Origin of the sequence: Streptomyces sp. NPDC001568 (genome assembly GCF_042893755.1) — a bacterium.
Lineage (GTDB): Bacteria > Actinomycetota > Actinomycetes > Streptomycetales > Streptomycetaceae > Streptomyces.
The window spans coordinates 327,135-343,018 of the sequence record NZ_JBIAVF010000009.1 but is presented as its reverse complement, the minus strand read 5'-3'; the positions used below and the strand labels follow the sequence as shown (position 1 = coordinate 343,018).

7 protein-coding genes, 1 tRNA gene and 1 rRNA gene are annotated in these 15,884 nt (G+C 70.4%); 8 read left to right on the top strand and 1 reads right to left on the bottom strand.

The window, feature by feature from the left end:
• Both rrf and ACFY0I_RS19170 read left to right on the top strand, forming a co-directional pair.
• Positions 1-93, top strand: a 5S ribosomal RNA gene (gene rrf / locus ACFY0I_RS19175); the annotation flags it as partial.
• Between the two features lie 5 nt (positions 94-98).
• A tRNA-Thr gene (locus ACFY0I_RS19170) sits at positions 99-171 on the top strand.
• Positions 172-314: 143 nt separating this feature from the next.
• On the opposite strand, the gene ACFY0I_RS19165 is transcribed toward ACFY0I_RS19170, so the two are convergent.
• Positions 315-2,837 (bottom strand): SpoIIE family protein phosphatase, encoded by a 2,523-nt coding sequence (locus ACFY0I_RS19165; protein WP_388896873.1) that lies wholly within the window; start codon positions 2,835-2,837, stop codon positions 315-317.
• A 186-nt stretch (positions 2,838-3,023) separates the two neighbouring features.
• Here ACFY0I_RS19165 and ACFY0I_RS19160 point away from each other — a divergent pair, with 186 nt between their 5' ends.
• From ACFY0I_RS19160 to pgsA, 6 genes are all read left to right on the top strand, one after another.
• Entirely contained in the window at positions 3,024-8,558 is a 5,535-nt protein-coding gene (locus tag ACFY0I_RS19160) for a HAMP domain-containing protein (RefSeq protein ID WP_388896870.1), read from the top strand.
• Positions 8,559-8,801: 243 nt separating this feature from the next.
• Positions 8,802-9,485, top strand: a complete 684-nt coding sequence (locus ACFY0I_RS19155; protein ID WP_388896867.1) for a two-component system response regulator — start codon at positions 8,802-8,804, stop codon at positions 9,483-9,485.
• A 199-nt stretch (positions 9,486-9,684) separates the two neighbouring features.
• The gene (locus ACFY0I_RS19150) at positions 9,685-12,504 is read left to right on the top strand and encodes a DNA translocase FtsK (protein ID WP_388896864.1); all 2,820 of its coding nucleotides are present in this window, start codon (positions 9,685-9,687) and stop codon (positions 12,502-12,504) included.
• A gap of 204 nt (positions 12,505-12,708) precedes the next feature.
• Complete coding sequence (locus ACFY0I_RS19145; protein WP_388896861.1) at positions 12,709-13,605, top strand: helix-turn-helix domain-containing protein; 897 nt, start codon at positions 12,709-12,711, stop codon at positions 13,603-13,605.
• A 125-nt stretch (positions 13,606-13,730) separates the two neighbouring features.
• Positions 13,731-15,224 carry a 30S ribosomal protein S12 methylthiotransferase RimO gene (rimO, locus tag ACFY0I_RS19140; RefSeq protein WP_388896858.1) on the top strand — a complete coding sequence of 498 codons (1,494 nt, stop codon included), beginning with the start codon at positions 13,731-13,733 and terminating at the stop codon, positions 15,222-15,224.
• Complete coding sequence (gene pgsA / locus ACFY0I_RS19135; protein ID WP_388896855.1) at positions 15,221-15,877, top strand: CDP-diacylglycerol--glycerol-3-phosphate 3-phosphatidyltransferase; 657 nt, start codon at positions 15,221-15,223, stop codon at positions 15,875-15,877. Before rimO ends, pgsA begins: the two co-directional genes overlap by 4 nt.
• Positions 15,878-15,884 lie beyond the last annotated feature (7 nt).

The window sequence follows — 15,884 nt, the reverse complement described above, 5'->3', positions numbered from 1 at the left end:
CGCCCGGTTTACATTCCGAACCCGGAAGCTAAGCCTTTCAGCGCCGATGGTACTGCAGGGGGGACCCTGTGGGAGAGTAGGACGCCGCCGAACAACCCGCCCTTTTAGCTCAGTCGGTAGAGCGTCTCCATGGTAAGGAGAAGGTCAACGGTTCGATTCCGTTAAAGGGCTCAGGTAAGACAAAATAGGCTCCCGCCTCAGGCGGGGGCCTTTTTTGCGTTCCGGGTGCTTTTTGATGCGGAGTCGAGGGTTGTGCCGATGCCCTGCTCGGAGTTCGCTGATCACGGTCTCCGGGCAGGGCGTCAAGGGTGTGGTCAGGCGCCTTCGCGCTGGTGGGGGACGCGGAAGGCGAGGATGGCCATGTCGTCGGAGGCGGGTTCCGCCGCGAAGCGTTCCACCGCGCGCAGGACGCGGGAGGCGACCGCGCCGGCCGTGAGGCCCGTACAGGTGGTCAGGACCTCGGCGAGGCCGTCGTCGCCGAGCATGCGGCTGCCCTCGCGGCGTTCCGTCACGCCGTCAGTGACGCAGAGAAGGACGTCGCCCGGCTCCAGGGTCAGCGTCTGCTCGTAGAGGTCCAATTCCTCGATGACGCCCAGCAGTGGCTGCGGTTCCGCGGCCGAGGTGACCTCGCCGTCCGGGCGCAGGCGCAGCGGGAGCGGGTGGCCGGCGCAGACGACCTTCATCAGGGCGCCGCCGTCCGGCTGGGGGTGGAGCTCGCCGTAGAGGAGGGTGAGGAACCGGCTGCGGGCGCCCTCGTCGAGGATGGCCGCGTTGAGGCGCTCCAGGACGGCCGGGCCGCCGAGGCCCTCGCGGGCCAGCAGACGCAGGGCGTGCCGGGCCAGGCCGGTGACGGCCGCCGCCTCCGGGCCCGTACCGCAGACGTCCCCGATGGCGAAGCCGTACACGCCGTCGCGGATCGGGAAGACGTCGTAGAAGTCGCCGCCGACCTCGTTGCCCTCGCCGGCGGCGCGGTAGATGACCTCCACCTCCATCCCCGGGATGGCCGGGGAGCCGGGCGGCAGGAGGCTGCGCTGGAGGGAACGGCTGATGGCGGTGCGCTCGGAGTACAGCCGGGCGTTGTCCAGGGCCAGTGCCGCCCTGCGGGAGAGGTCGTCGGCCAGTTCGAGGATCTCCTGGCGGAAGTGCTCCTCGCGGGGCTTGCCCAGGGTGAGCATGCCGATGACGCGGTTGCGTGCCAGCAGGGGCAGGACGACGGAATCGCCGCCGACCGCGGTGGCCGCCGCCGCCCACGGGCGGGCGCCGGCCTCGCGGACCGGTTCGGGCGGGCTGACCCGCGACAGCAGGGCCTTCAGGCCGTCGATGTTGTCCTCGTCCTCGTGGAGGACGTAGGCGAGGTACGGGTCCGAGGCCTGGTCGGCGATCGTGTAGACGGCGCACCAGGTGGCGAGGGTCGGGACGGTCATCTGGGCCATGAGGGCCAGCGTCTGGTCCCGGTCGAGGGTGCCGGCGAGCAGGTCGGAGGCCTCCACGAGGAAGGACAGGGAGCCGCGGCGCAGGCGCTCCAGCTCGCCGAGGCGGGCGGACTCCACGGCGAGCGCGATGCGATCGGCGGCGAACTGGAGGCGCAGGGCCTCCTCGTTGGTGTAGCGGCCGGGGCTCTCGGCGGCGATGCCGAGGGAGCCGGTGAGACGGCCCTCGACCTTGAGGGGGACCGTGACGGCCGAGCGCATGCCCGTCGACTCCAGGAGCGGTACGGCTCCGGGGACGGCCGCGAGGTCGTCGTGGACGGCGGGCATGCGGGCCGAGCCGTACCGGTTGGTGCCCGCTTCGACGGGAACCCGGGCGAACCGCTGGCGGGTCGAGGGCAGTCCGGTGGTCGCGCGGACCTCCAGCTCCGTCTCGTCGTCCGTGGCCAGCAACAGGAAGGCGGCGTCGGCGTCGAGCATGTCGCGGGCCCGCTCCACGGTGCGTTGGAGCAGGCTCTCCAGGTCGTCCGGGGCGGGGGAGCCGATGAAGACCTCGAAGGGGTCGACCGGGCGGCCCTCGCCGGGGTGGCCCCCGTCGGTGGGGACGCGTACGGGGGTCTGGAGCAGGGCGCGCTCGTCGTCGTGGACGAGGAGGCAGACGATGGAGGGTTCGCCGTGGGCGTCGCGGACCCGCAGGTGGGAGGCGTACACGGGGATGACCCGGCCGTCGGCGCCGCGGACGCCGTAGCTGCCCTCCCAGCGGGACAGGCGCAGGGCCTCGGCGATGCCGGTGCCGGTGCCGGGGGTCTGCGGCCAGGCGGCGAGTTCGGCGAGCGGGCGGCCCACGGCCTTCTCGGCGGGGTGCCCGAAGATGTGCTCGGCGTCCTCGTTCCAGGCAGCGACGGAGTCCGAGGCGTCGACCTGGATGACGGCGACGCGGACCCGGCTGTCGGCCAGAGGCAGGAACTGGTCCGGTACGACGGGTCCCGCGGAGCGGGTACCGACCGGACGGTCCGGCAGGTCCAGACGGAACCAGACGTGCTTGTGGGTGGCCGTGTACTCGACGCCCCAGCGGGTGGCGAGGGCGGCGCACAACATCAGGCCGCGGCCGCTCTCGCGGTCGGGATCGGCGTAGGGGCGTTCCCCGGGGTGGGAGAGCGGCAGCTCGCGCTCCGGATACCGGTCGGCGACCTCGACGCGTACGCCGTCGTCGGCGCGCAGGCACAGGACCTCGGCCCGGGTCCCCGCGTGGACGACGGCGTTGGTGACGAGCTCGCTCGTGAGGACCACGGCGTCGTCGACGATGTCCGCGAATCCCCAGCCCTGCAGGGTGTCGCGGACGAACGCGCGGGCAGCGGCGACCGAGCGCCCTTGGGGGTCGAAACTGGCAGCCGCCCGTGCCGTGATCACAAGTCTCCTTCGACGCGGTGGGACATCGGATGCCAGGTTACTTACCTTCGCGGTGGCAAGGAGGCCGTCGTGGGGGATTCCACCCGCAGGGTACGGCCGGTGTGCGATGGTGCCGGAGTGTTATGGCCGGGTTCGGCCGGGGTGAAACACTGGGCAGGCTTGGAGAGCCGGATTTTGGATAGTCGGATGTCCGGTGGAACAGTGGTCGACCCTTTCGGGAGGGACACGGTGGAGTCTGGAGCAGCGGTGCGGCGTGCGGGAACGCGCCCCAAGGGGGGCCGGTCCCGGCGCGGAGGTACGACGGAAGTCGATACCGCCGCTCTGAACCGGCTGCTCACGGCCCTGGTGTCGATGCGGGACGGAAACTTCCGCAAGCGGCTGACGGTTTCCGGCGACGGTGTGATGGCGGAGATCGCCGCCGTCTACAACGAGGTTGCCGACCGCAACCTCCACCTGACCGGTGAACTGTCCAGGGTCCGGCGGATGGTGGGCCGTGAGGGCAAGCTGAGCGAACGGCTGGAAACAGGTGCCTGCGAGGGTTCGTGGGCGGCCGCGATCGATGCCTCCAACCAGTTGGTGGACGATCTCGCCCGGCCGGTTTCCGAAGTGGGTCGGGTGCTGTCCGCGGTCGCCGAGGGCGATCTGGACCAGCGGATGGACTTGCGCACGCAGGCCTCGGAGGGGGCCGGGCACCCGCTGCGCGGGGAGTTCCTCAAGGTCGGTCGTACGGTCAACAACCTCGTCGACCAGCTGTCCGCGTTCACCGACGAGGTGACGCGCGTGGCGCTGGAGGTGGGTACCGAGGGCAAGCTCGGCGGGCAGGCGCAGGTGCGCGGAATGTCCGGTTCTTGGAAGGACCTGACCGACTCCGTCAACACGATGGCGTACCGGCTCACCGCCCAGGTGCGTGACATTGCTCTCGTGACGACGGCGGTGGCCAAGGGCGATCTGTCGCGCAAGGTCACGGTGCACGTGGCCGGCGAGATGCTCCAGCTGAAGAACACCGTGAACACGATGGTGGACCAGCTGTCGTCGTTCTCGTCCGAGGTGACCCGGGTGGCCCGCGAGGTGGGCACGGAGGGCGAGCTCGGCGGTCAGGCGAAGGTGCCCGGCGTCGCGGGCGTGTGGAAGGACCTGACCGACTCCGTCAACACCATGGCGGGCAACCTGACGGCCCAGGTGCGCGGGATCGCGCAGGTCACGACGGCCGTCGCGAACGGTGACCTGTCGCAGAAGGTGCGGGTCAGCGCGCGCGGCGAGGTGGCGCAGCTGGCCGAAACGATCAACCAGATGACCGAGACGCTGCGTACGTTCGCGGACGAGGTCACGCGCGTGGCCAGCGAGGTCGGCGCCAAGGGGCTGCTCGGTGGTCAGGCGCAGGTGCCGGGTGCGGCGGGGACGTGGAAGGACCTCACCGATTCGGTGAACACGGTCTTCCGGAACCTGACCACGCAGGTGCGGGACATCGCGCAGGTGACGACCGCGGTGGCGAACGGCGATCTGTCGCAGAAGGTCACCGTCAACGTGGCCGGCGAGATGCTGGAGCTGAAGAACACCGTCAACACGATGGTCGACCAGCTCCAGTCCTTCGGTGCCGAAGTGACGCGTGTGGCCCGTGAGGTCGGCGTCGAGGGTGAGCTGGGCGGTCAGGCGCAGGTGCCGGGTGCGGCGGGGACGTGGAAGGACCTCACCGATTCGGTGAACACCGCCTTCCGCAACCTGACCGGGCAGGTCCGCAACATCGCGCAGGTGACGACCGCGGTGGCGAACGGCGATCTGTCGCAGAAGGTCACCGTGGACGTCTCCGGCGAGATGCTCCAGCTGAAGAACACCGTGAACACGATGGTCGACCAGCTGTCGTCCTTCGCCGACCAGGTGACGCGGATGGCGCGGGACGTGGGTACGGAGGGTCGACTCGGCGGTCAGGCGCGGGTCGAGGGGGTCTCCGGAACCTGGAAGGAACTCACCGACTCGGTCAACTTCATGGCCGGGAACCTGACGTCGCAGGTGCGCCAGATCGCGCAGGTGACGACGGCGGTCGCGCGGGGCGACCTGTCGCAGAAGATCGACGTGGACGCCCGGGGCGAGATCCTGGAGCTGAAGAACACCATCAACACGATGGTCGACCAGCTCTCGGCGTTCGCCGAGCAGGTGACGCGGGTGGCCCGCGAGGTGGGTACGGACGGCCGGCTCGGCGGGCAGGCGCAGGTGCCCGGGGTGGCCGGGGTCTGGCGCGATCTGACCGATTCGGTGAACGGCATGGCCGGGAACCTGACCTCGCAGGTGCGCAACATCGCCCAGGTCGCGACTGCGGTGGCGCGCGGTGATCTGTCGCAGAAGATCGACGTGGACGCCCGGGGCGAGATCCTGGAGCTGAAGAACACCCTCAACACGATGGTCGACCAGCTCTCGAACTTCGCCGAGCAGGTGACCCGCGTGGCCCGCGAGGTGGGTACGGAGGGCATTCTCGGCGGTCAGGCTGAGGTGAAGGGGGTCTCCGGAACCTGGAAGGACCTCACGCAGTCCGTCAACTTCATGGCCAACAACCTGACGTCGCAGGTGCGCAACATCGCCGAGGTGACCACGGCGGTGGCCATGGGCGACCTCTCGAAGAAGATCACGGTCGACGCCAAGGGCGAGATCCTCGAACTCGTCACCACCGTGAACACGATGGTGGACCAGCTGTCCTCCTTCGCGGAGCAGGTGACCCGGGTGGCCCGTGAGGTGGGTACCGAGGGCATCCTCGGCGGTCAGGCCCGGGTCCGCGGGGTGACCGGCATCTGGAAGGACCTCAGCGACAACGTCAACACCATGGCCGGGAACCTGACGGCGCAGGTGCGGGGGATCGCGCAGGTCTCGGCGGCGGTCGCCAACGGCGATCTGACGAAGAAGGTCACCGTCGAGGCGCGCGGCGAGGTCGCGCAGCTCGCCGACACCGTGAACACGATGGTGAAGACCTTGTCCTCGTTCGCGGACGAGGTCACGCGGGTGGCCCGCGAGGTGGGTACGGAGGGCCGGCTCGGCGGGCAGGCGCACGTGCCCGGGGTCTCGGGGACGTGGAAGGACCTCACCGACTCGGTGAACTTCATGGCCTCCAACCTCACCGGGCAGGTGCGGCAGATCGCCATGGTCACGACCGCCATCGCCAAGGGCGACATGACCAAGAAGATCGACATCGACGCGCGCGGCGAGATCCTGGAGCTCAAGACCACGATCAACACGATGGTCGACCAGCTGTCCTCCTTCGCCGACCAGGTGACCCGGGTCGCCCGCGAGGTGGGTACCGAGGGCATCCTGGGCGGTCAGGCCCGGGTGCGGGACGTGGACGGCACCTGGCGCGACCTCACCGAGTCCGTGAACGAGATGGCCGGGAACCTGACCCGGCAGGTGCGCGCCATCGCGGCCGTCGCCACCGCGGTGACCCGTGGCGACCTGAGCCTGAAGGTCGACGTGGACGCGGCGGGGGAGATCCAGGTCCTCCAGGACAACATCAACACGATGATCGTGAATCTCCGCGACACCACCTTGGCCAACAAGGAGCAGGACTGGCTCAAGGGCAATCTGGCCCGGATTTCGGCCCTTATGCAGGGTCGCCGGGAACTGGACGACGTGGCCTCGCTGATCATGAGCGAGCTGACCCCGGTGGTTTCCGCCCAGCACGGTGCCTTCTTCCTGGCGCTGCCGACCGGCGGCACCACCGAGATCGGGACGGACGGCGGCGCGGAGGGCTCGTACGAGCTGCGGATGCGCGGGAGTTACGCGTACGCCGGTGGTCAGATGCCCATCTCGTTCCGGCCCGGGGAGGGGCTGATCGGGGCGGTCGCCGAGGAGAAGCGGACGATCCTCGTCGAGAACACCCCGCCGGGATACCTCAAGATCTCCTCGGGGCTCGGCGAGGCACCTCCGGCGCACGTGATCGTGCTGCCGGTGCTCTTCGAGGGGAAGGTGCTCGGCGTCATCGAGCTGGCCGCCTTCCAGCCGTTCACGCAGATCCAGAAGGACTTCCTCAGCCAGATCGCCGAGATGATCGGCACGAGCGTCAACACCATCTCCGTCAACTCCAAGACGGAGATGCTGCTCAAGCAGTCGCAGGAGATGACCGAGCAGCTGCGGGAGCGCTCCGACGAGTTGGAGAACCGGCAGAAGGCCCTCCAGGCCGCGAACGCGGAACTGGAGGAGAAGGCCGAGCTGTTGGCACAGCAGAACCGGGACATCGAGGTGAAGAACACCGAGATCGAGGAGGCCCGGCAGGTCCTGGAGGAGCGCGCCGAGCAGCTCGCGGTCTCGATGCGCTACAAGAGCGAGTTCCTGGCGAACATGTCCCACGAGCTGCGGACCCCGCTCAACTCGCTGCTGATCCTGGCCAAGCTGCTCGCCGACAACGCGGACGAGAACCTCTCCCCGAAGCAGGTGGAGTTCGCGGAGACCATCCACGGGGCGGGTTCGGACCTGCTCCAGCTGATCAACGACATCCTCGACCTGTCGAAGGTGGAGGCGGGCAAGATGGACGTCTCGCCGACGCGGATCGCGCTGGTCCAGCTCGTGGACTACGTGGAGGCCACCTTCCGGCCGCTGACCGCGGAGAAGGGCCTGGACTTCTCGGTACGGGTGTCCCCGGAGCTGCCGGCGACCCTGCACACCGACGAGCAGCGGCTCCTGCAGGTGCTGCGCAACCTGCTGTCGAACGCGGTGAAGTTCACCGACACCGGGGCGGTGGAGCTGGTCATCCGACCGGCCGGCGGCGACGTGCCGACCGCGATCCGCGAACAGTTGCTGGAAGCCGGATCGCTGCGCGAGGCGGACGCCGACCTCATCGCCTTCTCGGTGACCGACACCGGGATCGGGATCGCGGCGAGCAAGATGCTGGTGATCTTCGAGGCGTTCAAGCAGGCGGACGGTACGACGAGCCGCAAGTACGGCGGCACGGGCCTCGGGCTGTCCATCAGTCGGGAGATCGCCCGACTGCTGGGCGGGGAGATCCACGCGGCCAGCGAGCCCGGCCGGGGATCGACCTTCACCCTGTACCTGCCGCTCCACCCGAGCGAGCTGCCCCCGCAGGGGTACGCCCCGCCCACGCCGGGCGGCGCTCGCGGGGAGTACCGCAGGGCGGTCGAGGAGGCGCGGCCCGAGCCGGTGCCGTACGCGCCGACGCCGCTGTCCGCCGCTCCCGTGCGGGCCGCGCTGCCCGCGCCGGAGCCGGCCGGTCAGGGGTCGTCGGCGCTGTTCCGGCGGCGTCGCAAGGCGCAGCCGGAGGCGCCGGCGCGCGGCGAGGTGCCCGGGCAGGCGGACGGGGGCGCGTGGGACGTGGAGGAGCCGCTGCCGACGCCGCCGCGGACGTACGACTTCCACGGCGAGCGGGTGCTCATCGTCGATGACGACGTGCGCAACGTCTTCGCGTTGACCAGCGTGCTGGAGCAGCACGGGCTGGCGGTGCTCTACGCCGAGAACGGGCGGGAGGGGATCGAGGTCCTGGAGCAGCACGACGACGTGGCGCTCGTGTTGATGGACATCATGATGCCGGAGATGGACGGGTACGCGACGACGTCGGCGATCCGCAGGATGCCGCAGTTCGCGGGGCTCCCGATCATCGCGCTGACGGCGAAGGCGATGAAGGGCGATCGGGAGAAGGCCATCGACTCCGGGGCGTCCGACTACGTCACCAAGCCCGTCGAGCCCGATTACCTGTTGTCGGTGATGGAGCAGCACATGCGCGACGAGTGATCACCGACCTTCAGGCGGACGCGTGCCGGGCGGGGCGAAGGGGAACCTTCTCCCCTCCCCTCACGTTTCCGCTTCGTGCACAGTGACATCTTGGTGACAGGGTGTGGCGATCTCGGGACTGGGGCTACGATGACCGGCACAAGGACGGACGGCTCAGGGATGCCGTTCTCTGGGGCGGGGCCCGGCACACAGGCCGGCGCCCGGAGCCGGGGAGGCCCCATGCCGGGGCGAGGAGGACAGGGCATGGTGCAGAAGGCCAAGATCCTCCTGGTCGACGACCGGCCGGAGAATCTGCTGGCGCTGGAGGCCATCCTCTCCGCGCTCGATCAGACACTGGTCCGGGCGTCGTCGGGGGAGGAAGCGCTCAAGGCGCTGCTGACGGACGATTTCGCGGTCATCCTGCTGGATGTGCAGATGCCGGGCATGGACGGATTCGAAACCGCCGCGCACATCAAGCGGCGGGAGCGGACCCGGGACATCCCGATCATCTTCCTGACCGCGATCAACCACGGTCCGCACCACACGTTCCGCGGTTACGCGGCGGGTGCGGTCGACTACATCTCGAAGCCGTTCGACCCGTGGGTGCTGCGCGCCAAGGTCTCGGTGTTCGTGGAGCTCTACACCAAGAACTGCCAGCTGAGGGAGCAGGCGGCGCTGCTGCGGCTCCAACTGGAGGGCGGCGGCTCCAACGGTGCGGACGGCAGCAAGGAGACGGCGGGCCTGCTGGCCGAGCTCTCCGCGCGGCTCGCGGCGGTCGAGGAACAGGCGGAGGCGCTGACCAAGCAACTCGGCGAGGATTCGGCCGACGGCGCGGTCGTGGCGACCGCCGCCCATCTGGAACGAAAGCTGACCGGACTGCGGCGCGCGCTCGACGCGCTGGAGCCGGGCACCGGCGGGCCGACCGCCGTGCTCCCCGCCCAGGGCTGAGCGGACGGAGCCGCCCCGGTCGGGGCGGCCGTCCACCGCCCCGAGCGCGGGCGGCTTCGCGCAACGATGTTCTTCGGCACGTGCGCTGGGCGGCCGTCAGGTCTGTCGGAGCGTCAAAGTGCGTACGGACCCGGCGACACGAACGGGTGAAGGGGTGGGCACGCGTGTCCACCGGCGTGCGCACCGGTAACCTCGGCCCATGGCCTCAAGTACGTCCGGCAAGGGTTCCCCGAGCAGTGCGGGCACCGCGAAGGGCCGCACCGGCCGTACGACGGCGCCGGCGAAGAAGTCCGCGCCCGCGCGCAAGCCCCCCGCGAAGAAGGCCGCTGCGGCCAGGCGCGCCCCGGTGAGGAAGGTCGCCGCCAAGCCGGCGCCGTCCCCGACCGGGGGCGTGCTGCGCCTGGTGCGCGCATGCTGGCTCGGTCTGGCGCACGCGGTCGGCGCGGTCTTCCGCGGGGTCGGTCGCGGCGCCAAGAACCTCGACCCGGCCCACCGCAAGGACGGGCTCGCGCTGCTGCTGCTGGGCTTGGCGCTGATCGTGGCCGCGGGGACCTGGTCGAACCTGAGCGGACCCGTCGGGGACCTGGTCACCATGCTGGTCACCGGGGCCTTCGGACGTCTGGACCTGCTCGTGCCGATCCTGCTCGGCGTCATGGCGGTACGTTTCATCCGCCATCCGGAACAGACCGATGCCAACGGGCGCATCGGCGTCGGCCTGACGGCGCTCGTCGTCGGCGTGCTCGGGCTGGTGCACATCGCCTGCGGGGCGCCCGGCCGCGACGAGGGCACGACCGCGATGCAGAACGCGGGCGGGCTCGTCGGCTGGGCCGCGTCCAAGCCGCTCATCTTCACCATGGGCGCGCCGCTGGCCGTCCCCATGCTGGTGCTGCTCACCGTCTTCGGGCTGCTCGTGGTCACCGCGACACCGGTCAACGCGATTCCGCAGCGGCTGCGCCGCCTCGGCATCCGGCTCGGCATCATCGCGCCGAACGAGTACGACGAGGGGTACGGGGAGGCGGAGGGGGCAGCTCCGCAGGGCGGGCGCGACCGGCACGACGCCGAGCAGTGGCGGGCCCGCGCCGGGGACCCCGCAGGTCACGGGGACCCGGCGGACGCCGCCGAGGAGGCCGCGTTGGCCCGCCGGCGCCGGCCGCGGCGCAGCGCCGGCCGGCCGGGGGAGCGGGAGATGGACGCCGTCGACGTGGCGGCGGCGGCCGCCGCCGCGCTGGACGGGGTCGTCTACGGGGGGCTGCCCCCGTCCCCACTCGTCGCCGACCTCACGCAGGGCATCTCCGCCGGGCCGGAGGGCGCGGAGATCACCGCCCCGGTGCCGCCCGCCCGGGACGAGCGGACCGTCGTCGCGCCGCCCGCCCCGTCCACGCCGCCGCCGTCCACGCCGCCCCAGGCCGCGCCCGTCGCCGCCGATCCGCCGAACGAGCGCACCGCCGCCGCTTCCGGGACGCTGTCCGTGCCGGACCTGACGAAGGCCGCGCCCGAGGCCCAGCCGCTGCCGTCGCGCGCCGAGCAGCTCCAGCTGCGCGGGGACATCACGTACGCGCTGCCCTCGCTGGACCTGCTGGAGCGGGGCGGCCCGGGCAAGACCCGCAGCGCCGCGAACGACGCGGTCGTGGCCTCGCTGTCCAACGTGTTCACCGAGTTCAAGGTCGACGCCAAGGTCACCGGCTTCACCCGGGGCCCGACGGTCACCCGCTACGAGGTCACCCTCGGCGCCGCGGTGAAGGTGGAGCGGATCACGGCCCTGGCGAAGAACATCGCCTACGCCGTGGCCTCCCCGGACGTACGGATCATCAGCCCGATCCCCGGCAAGTCGGCGGTCGGCATCGAGATCCCGAACACCGACCGCGAGATGGTGAACCTGGGGGACGTGCTGCGCCTCGCGGACGCCGCCGAGGACGACCACCCGATGCTGGTCGCGCTCGGCAAGGACGTCGAGGGCGGCTACGTCATGGCCAACCTCGCGAAGATGCCGCACGTACTGGTCGCCGGCGCCACGGGCTCCGGCAAGTCGTCCTGCATCAACTGCCTGATCACCTCGGTGATGGTGCGGGCCACCCCGGAGGACGTCCGGATGGTGCTCGTCGACCCCAAGCGCGTCGAGCTGACCGCGTACGAGGGCATCCCGCACCTGATCACGCCGATCATCACCAACCCGAAGCGGGCCGCCGAGGCCCTGCAGTGGGTGGTGCGCGAGATGGACCTGCGCTACGACGACCTGGCCGCCTTCGGTTACCGGCACATCGACGACTTCAACCAGGCGATCCGGGACGGCAAGATCAAATTGCCGCCGGGCAGCGAGCGCGAGCTCAGCCCGTACCCGTACCTGCTGGTGATCGTCGACGAGCTCGCCGACCTGATGATGGTGGCCCCGCGCGACGTGGAGGACTCGATCGTCCGCATCACCCAGCTCGCCCGCGCGGCGGGCATCCACCTGGTGCTCGCCACGCAGCGGCCCTCCGTGGACGTGGTGACGGGTCTGATCAAGGCCAACGTGCCGTCCCGACTCGCCTTCGCCACGTCCTCGCTCGCCGACAGCCGCGTCATCCTGGACCAGCCGGGCGCCGAGAAGTTGATCGGCAAGGGTGACGGACTGTTCCTGCCGATGGGCGCGAACAAGCCGGTCCGCCTCCAGGGCGCGTTCGTCACCGAGGACGAGATCGCCGGGATCGTCCAGCACTGCAAGGACCAGATGGCGCCCGTCTTCCGGGACGACGTGACCGTCGGGCAGAAGCAGAAGAAGGAGATCGACGAGGAGATCGGCGACGACCTCGACCTGCTGTGCCAGGCCGCGGAACTCGTCGTCTCCACCCAGTTCGGCTCCACCTCGATGCTCCAGCGCAAGCTGCGCGTCGGCTTCGCCAAGGCGGGGCGGCTCATGGACCTGATGGAGTCGCGGGGGATCGTCGGCCCGAGCGAGGGGTCCAAGGCGCGCGACGTCCTGCTCAAACCGGATGAGCTGGACGGCGTACTCGCCGTGATCCGGGGGCAGGACACGCCGTAGAACGGGGTCCGTCCGGCTCACTCGACCGTATGGGATCGGCGGGCAACCGTTTCCCTTGGGCGTGCGTCAAGTTGAGGAGACGACGGGGGTCCTCCCGAAGCCATTCGGATGGCGTAGGAAGAGGACCCTCCGGTTGCCCCACCCTTTCGTCACCCCCCTAGACTGGTAAGCCAGCAGGTGGCTACACGCTCGAAAGGCGCCCTCGTGTCCATCGGCAACTCCAACTCCCCCGAAGAAGAGCGTCCTTCGACCGACGACCGGTCCGAGGACCGCATCGTCGAACGTTCCGTCGAAGAGCCGTCCATCGGGACGGCCCTCAAGAAGGCCCGGATCGCCGCCGGGCTCACCGTCGACGAGGTCAGCTCCACCACCCGCGTGCGCATCCCGATCGTGCACGCGATCGAGGAGGACGACTTCACGCGCTGCGGCGGCGACGTCTACGCCCGCGGCCACATCCGTACGCTCGCCCGCGCCGTGCACCTCGATCCGGCACCCCTGATCGACAGCTACGACGCGGCCCACGGCGGTCGGCCGGCACCCACCCCCGCCGCGCCCATGTTCGAGGCCGAGCGGATCCGTCCCGAGCGGCAGCGGCCCAATTGGACCGCCGCCATGGTCGCCGCCATCGTCGCCGTGATCGGCTTCGTCGGCTTCACCGCCTTCAGCGGTGGCGACGCCCAGAGCAAGCGGCCGCAGGCGGAAGGTTCCGCCTCCCCGCAGCCCGCACCCAAGCAGACGGCGGGCAAGCCCGCCGTCCAGCCCCAGCAGACCCCGCCGGCGCCCAAGCCGTCACCGTCGGACAGCGCGATCGCCGCTGCCCCCAAGGACCTCGTCACCGTGGTCCTGACGGCCAGCGAGGGCGAGAGCTGGATCTCCGCGAAGGACCACAGCGGGCGACTGCTGTTCGACGGAACCCTCACGCAGGGCGAGTCGAAGACCTTCACGGACAAGGAGTCGATCGACCTCGTGCTCGGTGACGCCGGGGCCGTGAACCTGTTCGTGAACGGCAAGGAGATCAAGGACAGCTTCCAGCCGGGTCAGGTGGAACGTCTCACCTACACCAAGGAAGATCCGCGTCAGGGCCAGGCCCAGGCGGGCTGACCAGCGCGGAACAAGAAATTCCAGATCCCCGGGACGTCGCGCGGCAGCCGCCGCCGGCCCCGGGGATCTTGTCGTGGCGGGACGTGGGGCGGGGGCCGGGGTCGGGACGAAGTAGTCTTGAGTCCATGCCCGAACGCCGTACCGTCGCCCTTGTCACTCTTGGCTGCGCCCGTAACGAGGTGGACTCGGAGGAGCTCGCAGGCCGCTTGGCGGCGGATGGCTGGGAGCTCGTCCAGGACGCCGCCGACGCGGACGTAGCCGTCGTCAACACCTGCGGCTTCGTCGAAGCCGCGAAGAAGGACTCCGTAGACGCCCTGCTCGAAGCGAACGATCTGAAGGACCACGGCAGGACCCAGGCCGTGGTCGCCGTCGGCTGTATGGCCGAGCGCTACGGCAAGGAACTCGCCGAAGCGCTCCCCGAGGCCGACGGAGTCCTCGGCTTCGACGACTACGCCGACATCTCCGACCGCCTCCAGACCATCCTCAACGGTGGCGTCCACGCCTCCCACACCCCGCGCGACCGGCGCAAGCTGCTGCCGATCAGCCCGGCGGAGCGCCAGGACGCCGCCGTGGCCCTGCCCGGGCACGCGCAGGAGCCCGAGGCCGCCCCGGCCGACCTGCCCGACGGCCTCGCCCCCGCCTCCGGTCCGCGCGCGCCCCTGCGCCGCCGGCTCGACAAGAGCCCGGTGGCCTCGGTGAAGCTGGCCTCCGGCTGCGACCGCCGCTGCTCCTTCTGCGCCATCCCGTCCTTCCGCGGCTCCTTCATCTCCCGCCGCCCCAGCGACGTGCTCGGCGAGACGCGCTGGCTGGCCGAGCAGGGCGTCAAGGAGGTCATGCTGGTCTCCGAGAACAACACCTCGTACGGCAAGGACCTCGGCGACATCCGACTGCTGGAGACCCTGCTGCCGGAACTCGCCGCCGTCGACGGCATCGAGCGCGTCCGCGTCAGCTACCTCCAGCCGGCCGAGATGCGGCCCGGCCTGATCGACGTACTCACCTCGACCCCCAAGGTCGTCCCGTACTTCGACCTGTCCTTCCAGCACTCGGCCCCCGACGTGCTGCGCGCCATGCGCCGCTTCGGGGACACCGACCGCTTCCTGGAGCTGCTGGACACCATCCGCTCCAAGGCCCCGCAGGCCGGTGTGCGGTCCAACTTCATCGTCGGCTTCCCCGGCGAGAAGGAATCGGACTTCGCCGAGCTGGAGCGTTTCCTCACCAACGCCCGCCTCGACGCCATCGGCGTCTTCGGCTACTCGGACGAGGACGGCACCGAGGCCGTCACGTACGACGGGAAGCTGGACGCGGAGACCATCGCCGAGCGCCTCGCCCACATGCAGCGCCTCGCCGAGGAGCTCACCTCGCAGCGCGCGGAGGAGCGGATCGGGGAGACCCTGGAGGTGCTCGTCGAGACGGTCGTACCGCTGGACGAGGCCGAGGAGGGCGAGGGCGCCTACGGGCGCGCCGCCCACCAGGCTCCCGAGACCGACGGCCAGGTCGTCTTCACCGACGGCACGGGACTGGTTCCCGGGCGTATCGTCACGGCAAAGGTGGTCGGCAGCCTCGGCGTCGACCTGGTGGCCGAGCCCCTGGGCATGGAATTTGAGGAGGCGGCCGGATGACCGGAGTCCCGGCATCGGCGGCGGGCGGGACCGGCCGCCGGCCCGCGCCCGGCACCAAGCTCGGGACTGCGGCCGTCAACCAGGCCAGCCTGTGGAACATCGCCAACATCCTGACGATGATCCGGCTCGTCCTGGTGCCGGGATTCGTCATGCTGCTGCTCGCCGACGGGGGCTACGACCCCGTTTGGCGGGCGTGGGCGTGGGCGGCTTTCGCCGTCGCCATGATCACGGACATCTTCGACGGGCACCTCGCGCGGACCTACAACCTGGTCACCGACTTCGGGAAGATCGCCGACCCCATCGCCGACAAGGCGATCATGGGCTCGGCGCTCATCTGTCTCTCCTGGCTGGGTGACCTGCCCTGGTGGGTGACCGGAGTGATCCTCGGGCGCGAGCTCGGGATCACGCTGATGCGCTTCTGGGTCATCCGCTACGGAGTGATCCCGGCCAGCCGGGGCGGCAAGCTGAAGACCCTCGCCCAGGGCACGGCGGTGGGCATGTACGTCCTCGCGCTCACCGGACCGCTCGCGACCCTGCGGTTCTGGGTGATGGCCGTCGCCGTCGTGCTGACCGTCGTCACCGGTTTGGATTACATCCGACAGGCCGTCGGCATGCGTCGGGCTGGACTTGCCGCGGAGCGGGCCTCGAAGTGACGTACGG